12 protein-coding genes are annotated in these 15,025 nt (G+C 36.3%); 6 read left to right on the top strand and 6 right to left on the bottom strand.

Annotation, left to right across the window (positions count from 1 at the left end; genetic code table 11):
- Window positions 1-750, bottom strand: a 750-nt coding sequence (locus D6734_11400; protein ID RMF92849.1) for a hypothetical protein, incomplete at its 3' end; no start/stop codon positions are given.
- A gap of 89 nt (window positions 751-839) precedes the next feature.
- Here D6734_11400 and D6734_11395 point away from each other — a divergent pair.
- The 4 genes from D6734_11395 to D6734_11380 all read left to right on the top strand — a co-directional run bounded on the left by D6734_11395 (window position 840) and on the right by D6734_11380 (window position 6,817).
- On the top strand, window positions 840-1,886 hold the full coding sequence (locus tag D6734_11395; GenBank protein ID RMF92848.1) for an FAD:protein FMN transferase: 1,047 nt from the start codon (window positions 840-842) through the stop codon (window positions 1,884-1,886).
- 101 nt (window positions 1,887-1,987) lie between these two features.
- On the top strand, window positions 1,988-2,743 hold the full coding sequence (locus D6734_11390) for a pyridoxamine 5'-phosphate oxidase family protein (GenBank protein ID RMF92847.1): 756 nt from the start codon (window positions 1,988-1,990) through the stop codon (window positions 2,741-2,743).
- A gap of 12 nt (window positions 2,744-2,755) precedes the next feature.
- The gene (locus tag D6734_11385; GenBank protein RMF92846.1) at window positions 2,756-4,096 is read left to right on the top strand and encodes an MFS transporter; all 1,341 of its coding nucleotides are present in this window, start codon (window positions 2,756-2,758) and stop codon (window positions 4,094-4,096) included.
- Between the two features lie 93 nt (window positions 4,097-4,189).
- A complete protein-coding gene (locus D6734_11380) occupies window positions 4,190-6,817 on the top strand; it encodes a TonB-dependent receptor (protein RMF92845.1) in 2,628 nt (875 codons plus the stop codon).
- A 2-nt stretch (window positions 6,818-6,819) separates the two neighbouring features.
- Here the strand turns inward: D6734_11380 and D6734_11375 are convergent, their stop codons facing one another.
- Window positions 6,820-7,719, bottom strand: coding sequence for a uroporphyrinogen-III synthase (locus D6734_11375; GenBank protein ID RMF92844.1), 900 nt, complete (start codon window positions 7,717-7,719; stop codon window positions 6,820-6,822).
- A gap of 132 nt (window positions 7,720-7,851) precedes the next feature.
- Between D6734_11375 and D6734_11370 the strand changes: the two genes are divergently transcribed.
- Together D6734_11370 and D6734_11365 are read left to right on the top strand one after the other, a co-directional pair.
- Window positions 7,852-11,043, top strand: a complete 3,192-nt coding sequence (locus tag D6734_11370) for a hypothetical protein (GenBank protein ID RMF92843.1) — start codon at window positions 7,852-7,854, stop codon at window positions 11,041-11,043.
- Between the two features lie 76 nt (window positions 11,044-11,119).
- Window positions 11,120-13,186, top strand: coding sequence for a thioredoxin domain-containing protein (locus D6734_11365; protein ID RMF92842.1), 2,067 nt, complete (start codon window positions 11,120-11,122; stop codon window positions 13,184-13,186).
- A gap of 15 nt (window positions 13,187-13,201) precedes the next feature.
- On the opposite strand, the gene D6734_11360 is transcribed toward D6734_11365, so the two are convergent.
- From D6734_11360 to D6734_11345, 4 genes are all read right to left on the bottom strand, one after another.
- The gene (locus tag D6734_11360) at window positions 13,202-13,681 is read right to left on the bottom strand and encodes a hypothetical protein (protein ID RMF92841.1); all 480 of its coding nucleotides are present in this window, start codon (window positions 13,679-13,681) and stop codon (window positions 13,202-13,204) included.
- 252 nt (window positions 13,682-13,933) lie between these two features.
- Entirely contained in the window at window positions 13,934-14,176 is a 243-nt protein-coding gene (locus D6734_11355; protein RMF92840.1) for a glutathione S-transferase domain-containing protein, read from the bottom strand.
- Entirely contained in the window at window positions 14,173-14,562 is a 390-nt protein-coding gene (gene queF / locus D6734_11350; GenBank protein ID RMF92839.1) for an NADPH-dependent 7-cyano-7-deazaguanine reductase QueF, read from the bottom strand. Before queF ends, D6734_11355 begins: the two co-directional genes overlap by 4 nt.
- Window positions 14,563-14,573: 11 nt before the next feature.
- Window positions 14,574-14,942: a DoxX family protein gene (locus D6734_11345; GenBank protein ID RMF92850.1), complete on the bottom strand. Its 369-nt coding sequence runs from the start codon at window positions 14,940-14,942 to the stop codon at window positions 14,574-14,576.
- Window positions 14,943-15,025: the final 83 nt, after the last annotated feature.

The raw sequence follows: 15,025 nt of genomic DNA, 5'->3' as shown, positions 1-15,025 counted from the left end.
TCCACATAGTGTATATTTTTTTTTTTTTTTATATGGATATAAAATGAAATAGAAGGGGAAGAGCATAAAAAACATAAATACACCGTCCATACATACTGCATTGTAAATTCCTATTGCAGGAGTGAAAATCCATATAATGATTGCAAGACGCACCGCTTTTTTGTTCAAAAATAGCTTAATTGTATAATAGAGGGGTATTATACTTAACTCGCTCACAATTACGGTTATTAAGGATGAGCGCAAAAGTCCTCTGCCAAATATTTTTTCTACCAAATAAAGAAATACATCACCGCCTGGAGGATGAGTATGGGCATGCAGAGAGAGAGTTTTCATCAAAGTAGCATAATTTCCGACAAATTCCTTTAGTCCATAGAATCTTACCTTGGGAAGGTCTGCGTAATATTCATATGGAGTCGCAATGAATGGATGAGTTATTGCGTAGTAGAAACCTTTGTCAGTCGAGGCAAGGCAGATATGGAAAATAAAGGCAGAAAGAAAAGAGAAGATTAGAAATTTTGAAGAAGAAAGTGAACTCAAAAGGTCTTTTTTCCAAAAATAAACAATCGATACAAAAATTATTATGCACAGAAAAACATAAATAGGATTTGCTGAGGGTCTAAATCTGACATTAAGCGGCAGTGCCCACCAAAAGCCAAGCAATGCTTGCATAAAAGGAAAGAATGATAGGCAAATCAGCGACAGAATTGAAAACCACTTCAAAACAAGTTTTTTCTCAAAAGTTTTTGACACTTTAATAATCCTCTTTTATTTTTTTTACCATTATATTTTAATTCAAATTGTTTGTGCAATTTTTAACGAAGCAATAGCGAGATAACTCGATGTATAAAAAAATCATTCATCTTTCTTCAATTTTTTTAGTAGTCTTTATTTCGGCAGTGATTGACAGTTTTTTATGCGAAAGAATTGGTTTTGCTCATTCATCGACTGCGAAAATTTATTATTTCAGCGATTTCATAATGGGTGTAAAGGTTGAAATGAAACTTGTAGGTGAAGAGAAAGAACAATTGCAAAAAACAGCTGATAAGGCATTTTTAGTAATGAAGAATTTAGACGATAGACTCAGCAATTGGAAGGAAGATAGTGAAATATCTTATCTTAATCGCAACGGCAGTAAAGGTTGGATTAAGGTTTCTAAGGAACTATATGAAGTGATTTCTGAGGGAGTCAATCTTTCCAAAAGGACGAATGGCGCCTTCGATATGACAGTGGGAAGATTGCTCAACTTGTGGAATTTTTACAGCAGAAATCCTGTTAAGCCCAGCGATGATGAGATTAATGAGGCTCTCAAATGTGTCAATTACCGTCTCATTGAGTTGAATAAAAAAAAATCGGCAGTCAAATTTTTAAAAGAGGGTGTCAATATCGATTTAGGCGGAATTGCAAAAGGATATATAATGAAGAAAGGATTCGATATCATAAAAGAAAATGGCGTTGAGGGGGGATTGATAAATTGTTCAGGAGATATTTATGTGTGGGGAAAAAAACCGAACGGAAGTTTGTGGGCTATAGCCATCAGAAATCCTTTCAATCCTGATAAACCCTTTGCAGTCATCAGTGTCACCAATAAGGCAATTTTTACGTCAGGTGATTATGAGAGAATGTTTGAATGGCGTGGAAAGAAATATCATCATATTTTAAATCCTAAGACAGGAATTTCAGCCAATGAATGCAGAGGTGTGACAGTTGTTGGAAATACGATTGATGATGTAAATGGTTTATCTTCTTCTCTATTCATAATGGGGGCTGAAAAGGGCAAAAAATTTGTAGAAGGAATGAAGGGCATTGAAGCGGTCTTTTTTACCTCTTCCAACAAGATAATAATGACTAAAGGATTTGAAAAAAATTTTCTTGATCAAAGGCATTAGCTTACAGATTATTTGTAAATAAAGTTGCGGACGCATTTATTTTTTCCTATTTGAATTTTAAATAATTATTTTTTTCAACATATCAAAAAGGAGGGGATGGGATGAAAAGATCATCAATTCTTCTAATTCTATGTGTAATAATATCAACTGTTTTTATCCTTTTTTTGGGCATTAGTGAAACAAAAGGAGGAATTGCTGAAAAAACTCCTGCACCCATAAAAGCAGATCAGGTAAAACCTTCGGGCCATCCAGAAACAAAGATATCTATGACCTGTTCTGAATGCCATGAAGTCGAATACGATGCAGAATCAACTGCAACGAAGACATGGATTAAAAATTATGCGCAATTGCCAAAAGATGAATTGTGGAAAAGAATTGTAGCTTTTCTGCCATATAGGCAGCGCTTTGTAATGGCAACTGTCGGCTCCAAAGGGATTTGGCCTTTTAAAAAATATTATCCCACAGCAACAACAGCTGATTTTACCCTTGTTCCTGATGAAAGGATAATAATATGCTCAAATGAGAAGGGTACGGAAAAGCTTGCCGAATTAAAGAAGAATCCATGGGTAAGTATGGTCCATTATGAAGGGTCTATTGAGGGACCTGTGCCGCCAAAGAAGAGATATTGGAAAAGCGTACAAATTTTTGGCAAAGCCACAATGTATGAATCAGATGACCCTGAATTTGATGAATTAGCGAAAAAGTATCATTTTTATAGAATTCGAAGTGAAAGAGCTTATAAAAGAATGGTTATGACAAAGGTTGATATCAAGAGAATAATATACTTCGATTCCACACTGATGAAGGAAGGCTATTCTCCATATCAGCTTTGGGTAAATGATAAATTCAAGGATTAGCATTCATTTAGAGTGAAATATTCCGAAACAACCCAAGCCACAGCCAAATTTGTTGGGATAGAAATTCCTGAGGGACTTGCAAAAAGGAATTTCTATTTTCTTTATAGCGCATCCTTCCTTATAAGTATGCTGATGGTTTTCCCTGCCGTTATTCAGCCGGTATTTTTGAAAGAGATAATAGGTATTCCTGACAAGAATGCTGGTGCAATTAATTCACTTCTTCAGAATATGAGCCAAATTGCTACTCTTTTTCTTGCCGGTGTCGTCGGCTTTTTGTCTGACCGCTTCGGAAGAAGATATATGCTTCTTCGGGGTGTCATTTTTACTGGATTATTTTTTATCCTTTTCGGATATTCAAAAGAGATAGGAATTGCCTTAGGAATACCGCCGCAATATGCTATTTATCCTTTAAGGTTTCTGTTGGGAGTTGGTTTGATATTTACATGGCCTCATCTAACCCCTTTGGTAGCAGATTATACATTTAAATCGAGTAGAGGCAAAGCAATGGCGGCATATGGCTTATCAATGGGGATTGGTGCAATTCTTGCATTCGGCATTTTAGGGCAACTTCCACAACTTTTGGGCATATATGAGAGTTTTTATGCTGTTGCAATAGTTGCTTTTACAGCAGCATTAGTTGCAAAGAGAGGCATCGTTGACAGAATACCTGAAGAGAAAAAGAAGGAAAAAGGAAAATTTAGAGAACTTTTTTCTCTTTTGTCTAAATCACCCTCGCTTAAAGCAAGCTATGTGGCAACTTTTGTAGGCAGGGCTGATACTCCTATCCTTAGACTTCTTACAATGGTGTGGCTCGTAACTGTTGCTGAATCTCACGGAGTTACACCTGTAAAAGCAACAGGTTTTGGAGGACTTATAATGATGGTTTTTGCGCTGATGTCTATGTTGAGCAACCTGATTACGGGCCCCTTGGTCGATAAGATAGGCAGAATGGCTACATTGATGATTTCTATGTTGAGCTCAACTATAGGATTTACGATTCTTTTTACATTTCACAATCCATTTTCATGGCTTATTTGCCTGCCTATCGGCTTAATCGGCTTTGGAATGTCGGGAGTTGTCATAGGTGCAAACACCCTTGCAGCAGATGCGGCACCACGGCATCTTGTTGGCACTGTAATAGGAGGTGTCAACACAGTACAGTCTGTTGGAATAATCATTCTATTACAATCGGCTGGAATGATAAGGGATATCTTGTCTGTGCAGACAGCTTTTATCTTCAAGGCTGTAATAAATGCTTTTACACTCTTATGGTTTATTGTTATAAAAAAGAAATGCGATGATGAGCTTGGCTTGAAAAAACCTGTTGAAAGTTCATTATCAGCGAAAGCTTGATACCCAAATTTTTTTGGAAAGAAACTCGAATTTAGAGTTTTTTGGTCAAAGCTAAATTGTGCCAATTCCTTTACTTGCAAGGGGAGGGAAATTATGAATTGCGGGTATTCAAGCTTAAAAGCTTCATTTCTCTTTATTCTTTGCTTCATCTTTTCTTTAACTTCTTACGCTGTTGAAAAGGGTGTTGTTAAGGGACGCATTGTCGATAAAAAAAGCAAAGAGCCAATTCCTGGTGTAACAATTTCTGTTGAGGGCACTGACGTCATAGTTTTTAGCGATGAAGATGGTAGATATGAGATTAACCTGCCTGAGGGCACATATATACTTAGAGCCGAGCTTTTGGGATTCAAACCTGCTCAAGCAGAAAATGTTGTTGTTTTGCCTGAAAAGTCTATAACCATAAATCTTGAATTGGAAGAAGCCGCTGCAGTTATGGGAGAAGAATATGTCGTTACAGGGGAAAGACTAAATGTTCCGCTTTCAAAGACTACTGCAACAGTTGCAGTGGTTTCTTCAAAGGATATTGAAAAAATCCCATCAGTAAGCACAGCAGCTGACCTCTTAACAAATACCCCGGGGGTTCAAATGGAGTCGGGTTCATCTCTAATGACAAAAATTATCAAGATAAGGGGACGGACTGTTGCTCCTCCAAGGACTGCATCGAGTGGGATTCTGCTTCTTATTGACGGCATTCCTGCAAATGACCCTTTATCGGGGTATGCAAACTTATATCAGATTCCTCCAGAGAATATAGAAAGAATCGAAGTCTTGAAAGGCGCATCTTCAGCCCAATATGGAGGACAAGCGGCGGCAGGAGTTATAAATATCATAACAAAAAAAGGACAAAAAAAGCCTGTAACCAGTGCAAATGCCAGTTTCAGTACATATCAAAGAAGAAGGGGTGCAGAAAGGGAATTTTATGAAAACTATAGTTTTTCACATAGTTGGGGCAATAAGTATTTTGATTATTCTCTAAGTGGGTCATATGCGCATTCAAGTGGTGTTACATCAGCAGATAAGAATAAGGTTGGAAATGCTTTTGTCCTTTTTGCAAAAAAAAATCCGGGGAAGGGAAGACTTCCTGACGGCACAAAGATATTGAGCAATCGAAAAGAGATACCTTTTATGCTTGGAAAGAATATCAATGAACTTGCAGATGTAGGCGACCATGATAAGTCAGAAAGATATTCTATCAGTTTGAATCTTGGAATAAATCTTTTTGAAGGAAATACATTGAGAGTCAATCCCGGTTATTCTCTCGTGACCTTCTATTCGATTTTTTCACCGGGTAATATTGCCCTTACGAGCGCAAAGGATACTTTTCTACAATCTCTTCTGCATATATTTAATAGGAGAGATTGGTTGAATGTCTCTGATAAGTGGGAAATAACGCCAAATGTAACATACAATATGCGCTTAGGGCTTTTAAAAAGCACCTCAACTGCTTCATTCATATTTGTCAATGATTTTATTGACTATAATTTAGAAGAGGAGGCACAAGGAGCAAAAGACGGATTCAGAGGCGGAGATGGTCCTTTTACACCTTCGCCCGATACTTCAATAAATAGAGCCTTCAATTTTGCAAATGATTTGACCTTTAAGTTTGATTTGTTGGATGGAGACACCCTTACAGTAGGACAGGAATACCGATGGACTAAAAGCTCAACAGCGACACAAAGTTATGTAACACCGAGTGTTAAAAGAAATATTCATTCACTTTTTTTTCAAAATCTTTTGACCTTTAAAAAACTTACTTTTTCAGTAGGCGGGAGATGGGACCAAGCGACCACCTTTATAGAAGATTTTGATGATGAGTTTTCTCCAAGATTGGGACTCAACTATGAATTCAAACCAGGTACTAGCCTGAGATTCTCTGTAGGACGGGCGAGAAGATTTCCCGAATTTGCCCATAAGTTCGGACTTGCACAAGCGAATGGACGCTCTTATGGAAATCCTTTGTTGGGACCTGAAATTAATTGGACTTATGAACTTGGTTTTAGATTTACGACAAAATACATAAGTGGAGATATTGCATACTTCTATGATGATTATTCAGATTTTGAAATAGCCCAGAATGTAACATTTATAGGTTTCAGCGACGGTGGAGAGTACGCTGAAAAAGTGCTCGGTGTTTCTCCTGCAAGGCAGGCAGAGCTTACAGAAAAATTCAACAAAAATTTTACTCAAACAAGGAGCACATTTTTTATAAATGGACCTGATGTCGTTTTTCAGGGATTTGATACTTCATTCGATATCAATCCAATAGAAAATTTGAATATTACCGTGTCGTACCTATTTCAGAGGGCTGTTATAGGGAATAATAATCCCTTTGATTTTAGTCAGGGGACACCACAAAAACTCCTTCGTGCACCAGATGGCAGACCAGTAGGACCTGAATTTGCACACGATAACAGACTGGTATATGTCCCTACTCATATTTTAAAATTAGGAGGCAGTTATACTTTTCCCTTTGGTTTAAATATCAATATAAATGGAAGATTCAAAAGCACGACAAAATTTGTAACTGCCCTTTATCCGGGCGGCTTATTGACTCAACCAGAACATTGGATTTGGGATTATAAGATGTCTCAACCGCTATTCAGCGGCAAGATAAAACTTACTTTTGCAATCGAAAATGTTTTTAGCAAATTTTACTATGAAAATGGAGGAATACCTTCCAATGTAGCCCGCTATGTTATTGGAGTTGAAAGCAGATTTTGATCTTAAATTGATTTGAAATAATCTTCGATTGCGCTTACGAAATCATAAAAGGAAGAAAAATTTTTTTCCGGCATAACCTTAACATTCAATCCCCTGTCTTTTGCTGTCTTGCCTGTATAAGGACCCATAATTGCAAAGGGAATATCATTTAAGGTATCCCTTTTTTCTCCCATTATTGATAATAAGCTTTCTATTTCCGTTGAGCTTGTGATTGCTATCATATCTACATTTTTTTCGAGAATCATTTGCTTTTCGAGTTCGTTTCCACTGGTGATGGAGGATGTCTTATAAGCAGGGACTTTTTCAGTTATCATTCCAATTTCCTTCAATCCATTGATGAAATCCGGCACTACATATGGTTCACTCAATCCAACAACTTCAGGGACAGGAAGTAAAAATTTTTCCTTTTTAACACCCATTTTTGACAATTCCTCAATAATGCCTCTTGGGCTTGACTCTTTTGGTATTAGTGTTGCTTTTATGCCTCTTTCTTCAAGCCCACGGCTGTCTGCACCAATAGCACAGGTTTTAATCTTACAGAAAACTTCATCTATTGATAGTTTCAATGTCTCCAACCGATTGAAAAAAGCTTCAATTCCATTCCTGCTTGTAAATGCAATCCAATCGTAGCTTGATATATTTTTTATTGCCTTGTCAAGAATGGTATAATCCTCCAAAGGCGATATTTCAATTGAAGGAAGCCAAATGGCTTTCGCTCCTTTTTCAGTCAATATGGCTATTAGAGACGAGGCATAGTTTCTCGGAGAAGTGACTATTATTCTCTTGAAATAAAGCGGTAAATTCTCTTTTTCAGTGAGTCGGTGATTTATATGAAATTTCTCTTTTGATGTGAAAGAAGACATTGCCATTTTTAAAGTGAAAGTTTGATTAGTTAATCTCATATTCCGATTATGATTACAAGACTAAAATAGCCATCTTTTGATTGAGATGTAATAAAGGTTATAAACATTGCAAAAATAGTTCATTATTTGCTTACATTGACGATGACTATACTTTTAAGTATCTTATGAGATATGAAGAAATTGTTTGGTAGGGGTAAGTTAATTTTAAAAAAAAGATTTTTTTTAAGCATCTGTCTATTGGTCTCTATCCTAATAGAGAGCTTTTCCTTTGCAGGGACAATAACAGTAAATACGACGCAAACAGGCAAAGGACGCGACTCTAAGATTACTCTTCGTGAAGCGATTGAATTATCAGAAGGACAGTTGTCATATTCAGACCTTACAGCAGAGGAGCAGATTTTAATATCCGGCACTGTTGGAAAAGGAATTTCTGATACCATAAACTTTAATATCGACGGGGATGGACCCCATATTATTCAACCAATTTCAGTGTTGCCAACAATATATGATGATGGGACTGTTATCAACGGTTATTCCCAACCGGGAGCTTCTAAGAATACTGCCACTTCCCGCACTGATGATTCAACAGCTGTCATTAAAATTGAACTCGATGGCAGCAACCTTGAAGGATTTAGCGGAATTTCGTTGCTTTCTTCCAACAATGTAATCTGCGGACTTTCCATACATAGCTTTGGTGACCATGGCATATTTATTTCAGGCACATCCGCTACAGGCAACCATATATGGGGTAATTATATCGGCGTCGATTCAACCGGGCTGGTTGATAAAGGCAATAAGAATGATGGTGTGATAATAATAAATGGTGCTAGCAATAATATAATAGGTACAGATGGAGATGGTGTAGATGATATTGCCGAGCGAAATGTCATTTCAGGAAATGGAAAATTTGGTGTTGATATCTTTGGTGTAGGCTGTGATTCGAATAAAATATCCGGCAATTTTTTAGGTGTAGATGTGACAGGCAAGAAAGCATTGGGAAATGATGACAGTGGGATAAATGTTATAAATGGACCTAAAAACAATATTATCGGGACTGATGGAGATGGAGTTTCCGATGAAATTGAAGGGAATGTCGTCTCCGGCAATAAAAGAGGGCTATATATAAGAGGAAGTGATACATCGGCAAATATCATTGCAGGAAATTATATAGGTGTTGATGTAACAGGCATATTGGCAGTGGGCAATAGCCATGTAGGTATATTTGCAACAAGTGGAACTAATAAAAATATTATTGGATACAAAAGTGGAATGTCATCAGTTGAAAGTGCAAGAAACATAATATCTGGTAATGGTTTCTATGGAATAATTCTTGCAGATGAAGACACTGATGAGAATTTGATTTCAGGCAACTATATAGGCACATCTGCAACAGGAGATTCTGCCGTGGGAAACAATTATGGGGGGATAGGACTTATCAATGGCCCAGCAAACAATGTTATTGGAGATGAAGCAGATGAAAACTTGGCTAATGTAGTATCGGGCAATAATGGAGATGGAATTACAATAGAAGGTGGAAATACAAAAAATAATGCCGTTGCCGGCAACATTGTGGGGATGGATTCATCAAAGACGGGTAGTTTGGGTAATTCCGGAAATGGAATTGCAGTAAAAGGAGGAGCATCATCAAACAGTATTGAATCAAATATTGTTAAAAATAATGAAGGTACAGGTATTAAAGTTGTTTCCGGAGGCAATACCTTGTCGGAAAATATTGTAATATCCAATGGTGGTGAAGAAATTGAAGTAAGCGACAGCCCTAATAATCCTCTTCCGCCAACGAATCCTCCTGAGATTGTCAATGCTGTTGTCGATGAAAGCGGCACTCTTCATATCAAAGGGACTTCAGGCGCAGAGGAATCTATTGAAATTTTTGCCTATCCTGATGGAGATGAAAGCTCGATTGAATATATTGGCACGGCAGATGCAAATAAGAAAGGCAAATGGACTTTCAACGCTGAAACAAATTTTTCAGTTGGCGACTATATTTTAGCTACTGCCACTGGAAACAACGGCACATCCTCTTATTCATCGGCATTTAAAATTTCAAGTCCCGGTCTTTCTGTCAGTTTAAAGGCACCTTTCTCAGCAGGTGCAGGCGATGAGATTTCATTAAAGATTACATATGCAAATTCTAAATCGGAAAGTTTTTCTAATGTTTTCATTTCTTTGCCTTTGCCCATAAGCACAACATTTGTTTCCGCTTCAGATTTCGGAGTCTTGGAAGAAAATGTAATAACCTGGGAGATAGGAACAGTTTCGGCAAATGGGAGCGGCGAATTGTCATTCAAAGTTAAAATATCCGATTCTCTTTCAGAAGGAGATAAAATCACTTTCAGTAAGTATTCAATCGTATCATCTAAATCAGGCACAGCATATGGTAATGATGTTTCCATATTGATTTCGTCAGTAAGCAATCTTGTATCTTCGTATATTAGTGTAAAAGATGTAAATGGGAAAAAAATCAAAGCAGGAGACATCATCAGATATAGTGTCTTCTTGATAAATAAAGGGAATTCAGCCATCAATGGTTTAATCCTTTCTACATTTTTGGCTGAAGTTTTTCAATCTTATGAGCTTGTAAGTTATCCAGATGGATTGAGTGATGATTCTGTCTTGGAAGGGTCGAAATATTTTCTTACCTTTTCGGGAATAAATGTAAATGGCGGTGAAACAGCCAAGGTTGTAATAGATATGAAGCTAAAATCATCAGTTAAGGAGAAGAAATCAATTAGAACTGGATTTTCATTGTCAACTGATGAAATTTCCAATTTTTATGATTTGGAAGCTCCAAAGTTGAAAGTCGGCAAAAAGATTCCAAGCGGCTCAATAAAAATTGAGCCCTCGAAAAAGGCAAAGGTCAATCTTGGAGGAAAGAAAAAGTTTAAGGCATTCATAAAAAAACTCAAACTAAAGAGAGTCGTTTGGGAGATTGTTTCAGGAAATGGAAGTATTGATACAAATAATGGAATCTATAAAGCGCCTATGAGAGGAAAAACGCCTCAGAAGGTAAAGATTCGTGCATATTCCGTTTATAACCCATCAATCAATAAGTCTGTGCTTTTGAAGATTAATCCTGTCAGAGTTGAAATGAGCGGAAAGAAGAAAATCAAATTAAAACCGGGGAATAAAGTCAAACTTAAAGCGAAGGTGAAAAATGCTTCAAAGAAAAAGATTATATGGGAGGTAAATAATATAGAGGGAGGAAATAGTGAAATTGGCACTATATCATCCAAGGGTGTGTATACAATGCCTGAATCACCGTCCTTTTCCTCTGTCACTGTCCGCGCTGTAAGCTTTGCTGACAAAACTAAATATGCTGAAAAGAAGATTAAGGTAAAATAACCTTCCCTTTTTCTTTCCTTGAATAAAATCTTTATTTTTTTTATTTCATCAAAATAGAGACACTTTGTATTTTTTAATGGATAAAAAAAAGAAAATGAATCGTCTTTCAAAAGAAGAAAGTCCTTATCTTCGCCAGCATGCTTCAAATCCTGTTGATTGGTATCCATGGTGCGATGAAGCTTTGAAGAAGGCAAAAGATGAGGATAAGCCAATTCTCTTGAGTATAGGTTATTCTGCCTGCCATTGGTGTCATGTTATGGAAAAGGAATCCTTCGAGAATGAAGAGATTGCAAAATTGATGAATGATAAATTTGTAAATATAAAAGTTGACAGAGAGGAGAGGCCTGACCTTGACGAAATTTATATGAATGCAGTGCAAATGATGACAGGAAGAGGCGGTTGGCCATTGACAGTTTTTCTGACTCCTGAATTGATTCCTTTTTACGGAGGCACTTATTTCCCTCCTGAAGACAAACAGGGTATGCCAGGATTTAAAAAAGTGCTTCTTGCTGTTTCAGTAAATTATGTGAAGAACAGAAAAGCTGTTAACGAAATATGCAAAAAAATTGTTGATGAATTAAGGAGCCTTTCTATTCCTTCTTCATCAAAAAAGGGAATTGATACAGATCTAATCGATAAGTATCTATCATATTTAAAATCAATCTTTGATGGAATAAATGGCGGTTTCGGAGGTGCGCCGAAATTTCCCCGTTATCTTGAATTGCTTTTCCTTTTGAGAATGTATGAAAAGAGTAAAGATCGCTCACTTATTCAAATGTATCTTTTTTCTCTTAAAAAAATGGCAGAGGGAGGGATAAGAGACCATATAGGAGGTGGTTTTCATCGCTATTCAGTCGATTCAAAGTGGTTTGTGCCGCACTTTGAGAAGATGCTTTATGATAATGCGCTTCTTGCTCCACTTTATTTTAATGCTTATCGGCTTTCAGAAGATTCTTTTTTTTATACAACAGGCAAAGAGATTGTAAAGTTCGTATTCTCGGAGATGACTTCTCCTGAAGGTATATTTTATTCTTCTCTTGATGCTGACAGTGAGGGTGAAGAGGGTAAATTTTATTTATGGGAAAAAGAAGAGATTGAAAAAATATTGGGAAAAGAAGATTCAGTAATCTTTTGCAATGTTTTTGGCATAAAAGATGATGGGAATTTTGAAAGAGGGAAAAACATTCTCTTTTTAAATAAAGATCTGGCAACAGTAGCAAAGGAATTTGGAATATCCGAAGAAAAATTGAATGAAAAGATAAAATTATGGAAAGAGATTCTTTATGAGGAGAGAAACAGACGTCCGAAGCCATTAATCGATGATAAATGCATAACTTCATGGAATGGATTGATGATAAGCGCACTGGCTGAATCATTTTTTCTAACAGGCGAGAAAGATTATTTTGAGGCAGCTGTCAAAGCCGGTGAGTTTTTCTATAAATGCATTGATAAAGACAAGAAGATATTTCGTTACTATAAGAATGGAAAAGGTATACATAATGCCATATTGGAAGATTATGCTTCAATTATGAATGCTTTCATCTCCATATATAGAATTACTCTCGATGTAAAATGGTTAGAAAAATCTTTATTCCTTGAAGAAGAATTGATTAAATATTTTCAGGATAAAAAAGATGGTGGATTTTTTAATACCATTGATGATAGGAATTTGATTGTCAGAGGCAAATCGGCTTTTGATAATCCTCTACCATCAGGCAACTCGATGCTCTTTAAATGCTTCTTTGACCTTTGGTCAATTACCGGGAGAGAAAAGGAAAAGATGTATGCGCAAGAAATTCTTGAGGTTTTTTCGGACTTTCTAAAGAAAGCCCCATATGGATATTCCGCCTTTATATGCAATCTGATAGATTATTTTTATTCAAATGAAGAAATTTTTATTTCGGTAAGAAACATTGATGAATATAAAAGCAGGATTAAAGATATTTCTAAAATTTCTGGAACCAGGCGAAAAATAATTGGCGACTGTGGTAATGATAAAAAGAGATTGGAAAATCTGATTCCCTCTTCCAAAGGTAAAGAATGTCCTTCAGATAAAGCGATTGCGTTCTTTTACTGCAAAAATAAGTCCTGCTTCCAACCTGTTTATTCTATCGATGACCTTAAAAAAACAGTTTCTTTGTAATAAGTTGATATATCATTATTTCAGAGGAGTTATTCTAAAACAGCATTCGTCATCTCCGGATGGGACATGTTTAATTCTTTCCCATTTGCCTAGCCCGTATTTTTCCCCAAATTTTGAATCAAGGTCACACAGTATCGGACAAGGGTCAGGAAGATTTCTTTTTCTCGTAGCGGCAAGATATGGACAATGCTCAAGATGTTCGTACCAAACTCCTTTGCCATCTTCTTCTTTTTTTTCTGCCCACAATTTCCATCCTAATACAGGGAAAATTGAGAGTTCTTTTCTTATTATTTCATCAAGTGGTGGCTTTTCAGCAGATTGACCTGCCTTAAATCTTGTTTCATAGATTTCTTCATACATTTTTTCGCCTTCTTCTTTCCCATATGCTTCGATAAGTCCCAGATAGAGTTCGCTAAATTTGAGGGCATTTGATTCTATTAGCATTTCTTTCTGTTTTTCTTCAGGCATCATTTTGCCTTCGAGTTTGGTCATCATTCTCCCTCCCTATTTTTGGATTAATTTGTTCTTTTTTTCAGGTTTACATTAGTAATTATTTCTGCTCTTTGCAATATCTCTTTTATTTTGGCGGCTTAAAAAAGCGTTTCTTGTTCTATCTTGGAAACATTTGCCTATTAATCTCTTCTAAGAAATGCTGCTTTTACGCACTATAAATTTGAAAATAATTTTAAACTGGGAAATTGATCTTTGAGAATTCCTTCGAGCGGTATGCCATTTTGACAGCAAGCGTTAAGATTTTTTAAATTTTTCTTTTAGAAAATTTATTATAACTTTTGATTCAAGCATAGGTTTTCCGTCAATGACGAGGCATGGCACCTGATAATCGCCTGTAAGGTCAATTAAATCTTTTTTGTTTTTGTCTTCAGAGATATCAAGGAGTTTGATTTTGTCTTTTATGCCGATTTCTTCAATTGTATTCAGCACTTTTTTGCAATAGGGACAAGTTGACTTTTTAAATAAGACAAGATTCATCTTTTGCTCCTCCCTTTTTTTTCATCATCAGATGAAATGGTTATCACTGTCTCTACATTCCCACGTGGATTGAATTCTGCTCTAACTTCTATGTATTCCGGTTTGAGAAGTTTTTTCAATTCATCATATATGGTGTTTGCGGCTTTTTCATGGGAGATATATTCGTTGCGAAATTTATTTAAAAAGAGCTTAAAGGATTTGAGTTCTACAATATATTTTTTTGGGATGTATGTTACCTTGATTGTTGCAAAATCAGGATAACCTGAGCGCGGGCATAGACAGGTAAACTCCTTTGATTGGATAAATATTTTATATTTTCTTTCTGGTGAAGGATTTTCCCATCTCTCGAGCTTTGATTTCCTGATTTCTTCTTCGCCATACTTCATAGCACAATCTCCTAATCGTTATTTTCTATTTTTCCCTCTTTTGATATCACGGCGAATAACCCGCCTATTATGGCAGAGTTTTTGAGAAACTGAATTACCTGCATTCTTTGGGAGAAATCTGTATGAAAAATCAATGTAGTAGGTACTAAAAAAAGGATAAGGATTCTTGCTCCAATTTTTTCGTATTTTCCTGTAAGGATAAGAATGCCTCCTGAAAGCTCAAGTATGATGGCGCATATGAGAAAAAACATAGTAAAAGGCATTCCATTTGCCTGCATATATTTCATTGTCCCTTCCATATCGAGGATCTTCATAATTCCAGATATTATAAAGATTGCAGAAAGGAGAATTCGCGCCAAATAAAGAGGAAGTTTTTTCAGTATATCCATTTGTCATCTCCTGAAATGTTTAAATAGGCACCAATAGACAGCTTTTTCTCATTAATTCTTAGAAAGGGCAATTA

It is taken from the genome of Candidatus Schekmanbacteria bacterium (genome assembly GCA_003695725.1).
Taxonomy (GTDB): Bacteria; Schekmanbacteria; GWA2-38-11; order GWA2-38-11; family J061; genus J061.
This window is presented reverse-complemented; position numbering and strand designations above follow the sequence as displayed.

What these genes read in the sequence shown, in the direction of transcription:
- D6734_11395 (RMF92848.1), top strand. Translation starts at nt 840, where the DNA reads ATGTATAAAAAAATCATTCATCTTTCTTCAATTTTTTTAGTAGTCTTT.
- D6734_11390 (RMF92847.1), top strand. Translation starts at nt 1,988, where the DNA reads ATGAAAAGATCATCAATTCTTCTAATTCTATGTGTAATAATATCAACT.
- D6734_11380 (RMF92845.1), top strand. Translation starts at nt 4,190, where the DNA reads ATGAATTGCGGGTATTCAAGCTTAAAAGCTTCATTTCTCTTTATTCTT.
- D6734_11375 (RMF92844.1), bottom strand. Translation starts at nt 7,719, where the DNA reads ATGAGATTAACTAATCAAACTTTCACTTTAAAAATGGCAATGTCTTCT.
- D6734_11370 (RMF92843.1), top strand. Translation starts at nt 7,852, where the DNA reads ATGAAGAAATTGTTTGGTAGGGGTAAGTTAATTTTAAAAAAAAGATTT.
- D6734_11365 (RMF92842.1), top strand. Translation starts at nt 11,120, where the DNA reads ATGGATAAAAAAAAGAAAATGAATCGTCTTTCAAAAGAAGAAAGTCCT.
- D6734_11360 (RMF92841.1), bottom strand. Translation starts at nt 13,681, where the DNA reads ATGATGACCAAACTCGAAGGCAAAATGATGCCTGAAGAAAAACAGAAA.
- D6734_11355 (RMF92840.1), bottom strand. Translation starts at nt 14,176, where the DNA reads ATGAATCTTGTCTTATTTAAAAAGTCAACTTGTCCCTATTGCAAAAAA.
- queF (RMF92839.1), bottom strand. Translation starts at nt 14,562, where the DNA reads ATGAAGTATGGCGAAGAAGAAATCAGGAAATCAAAGCTCGAGAGATGG.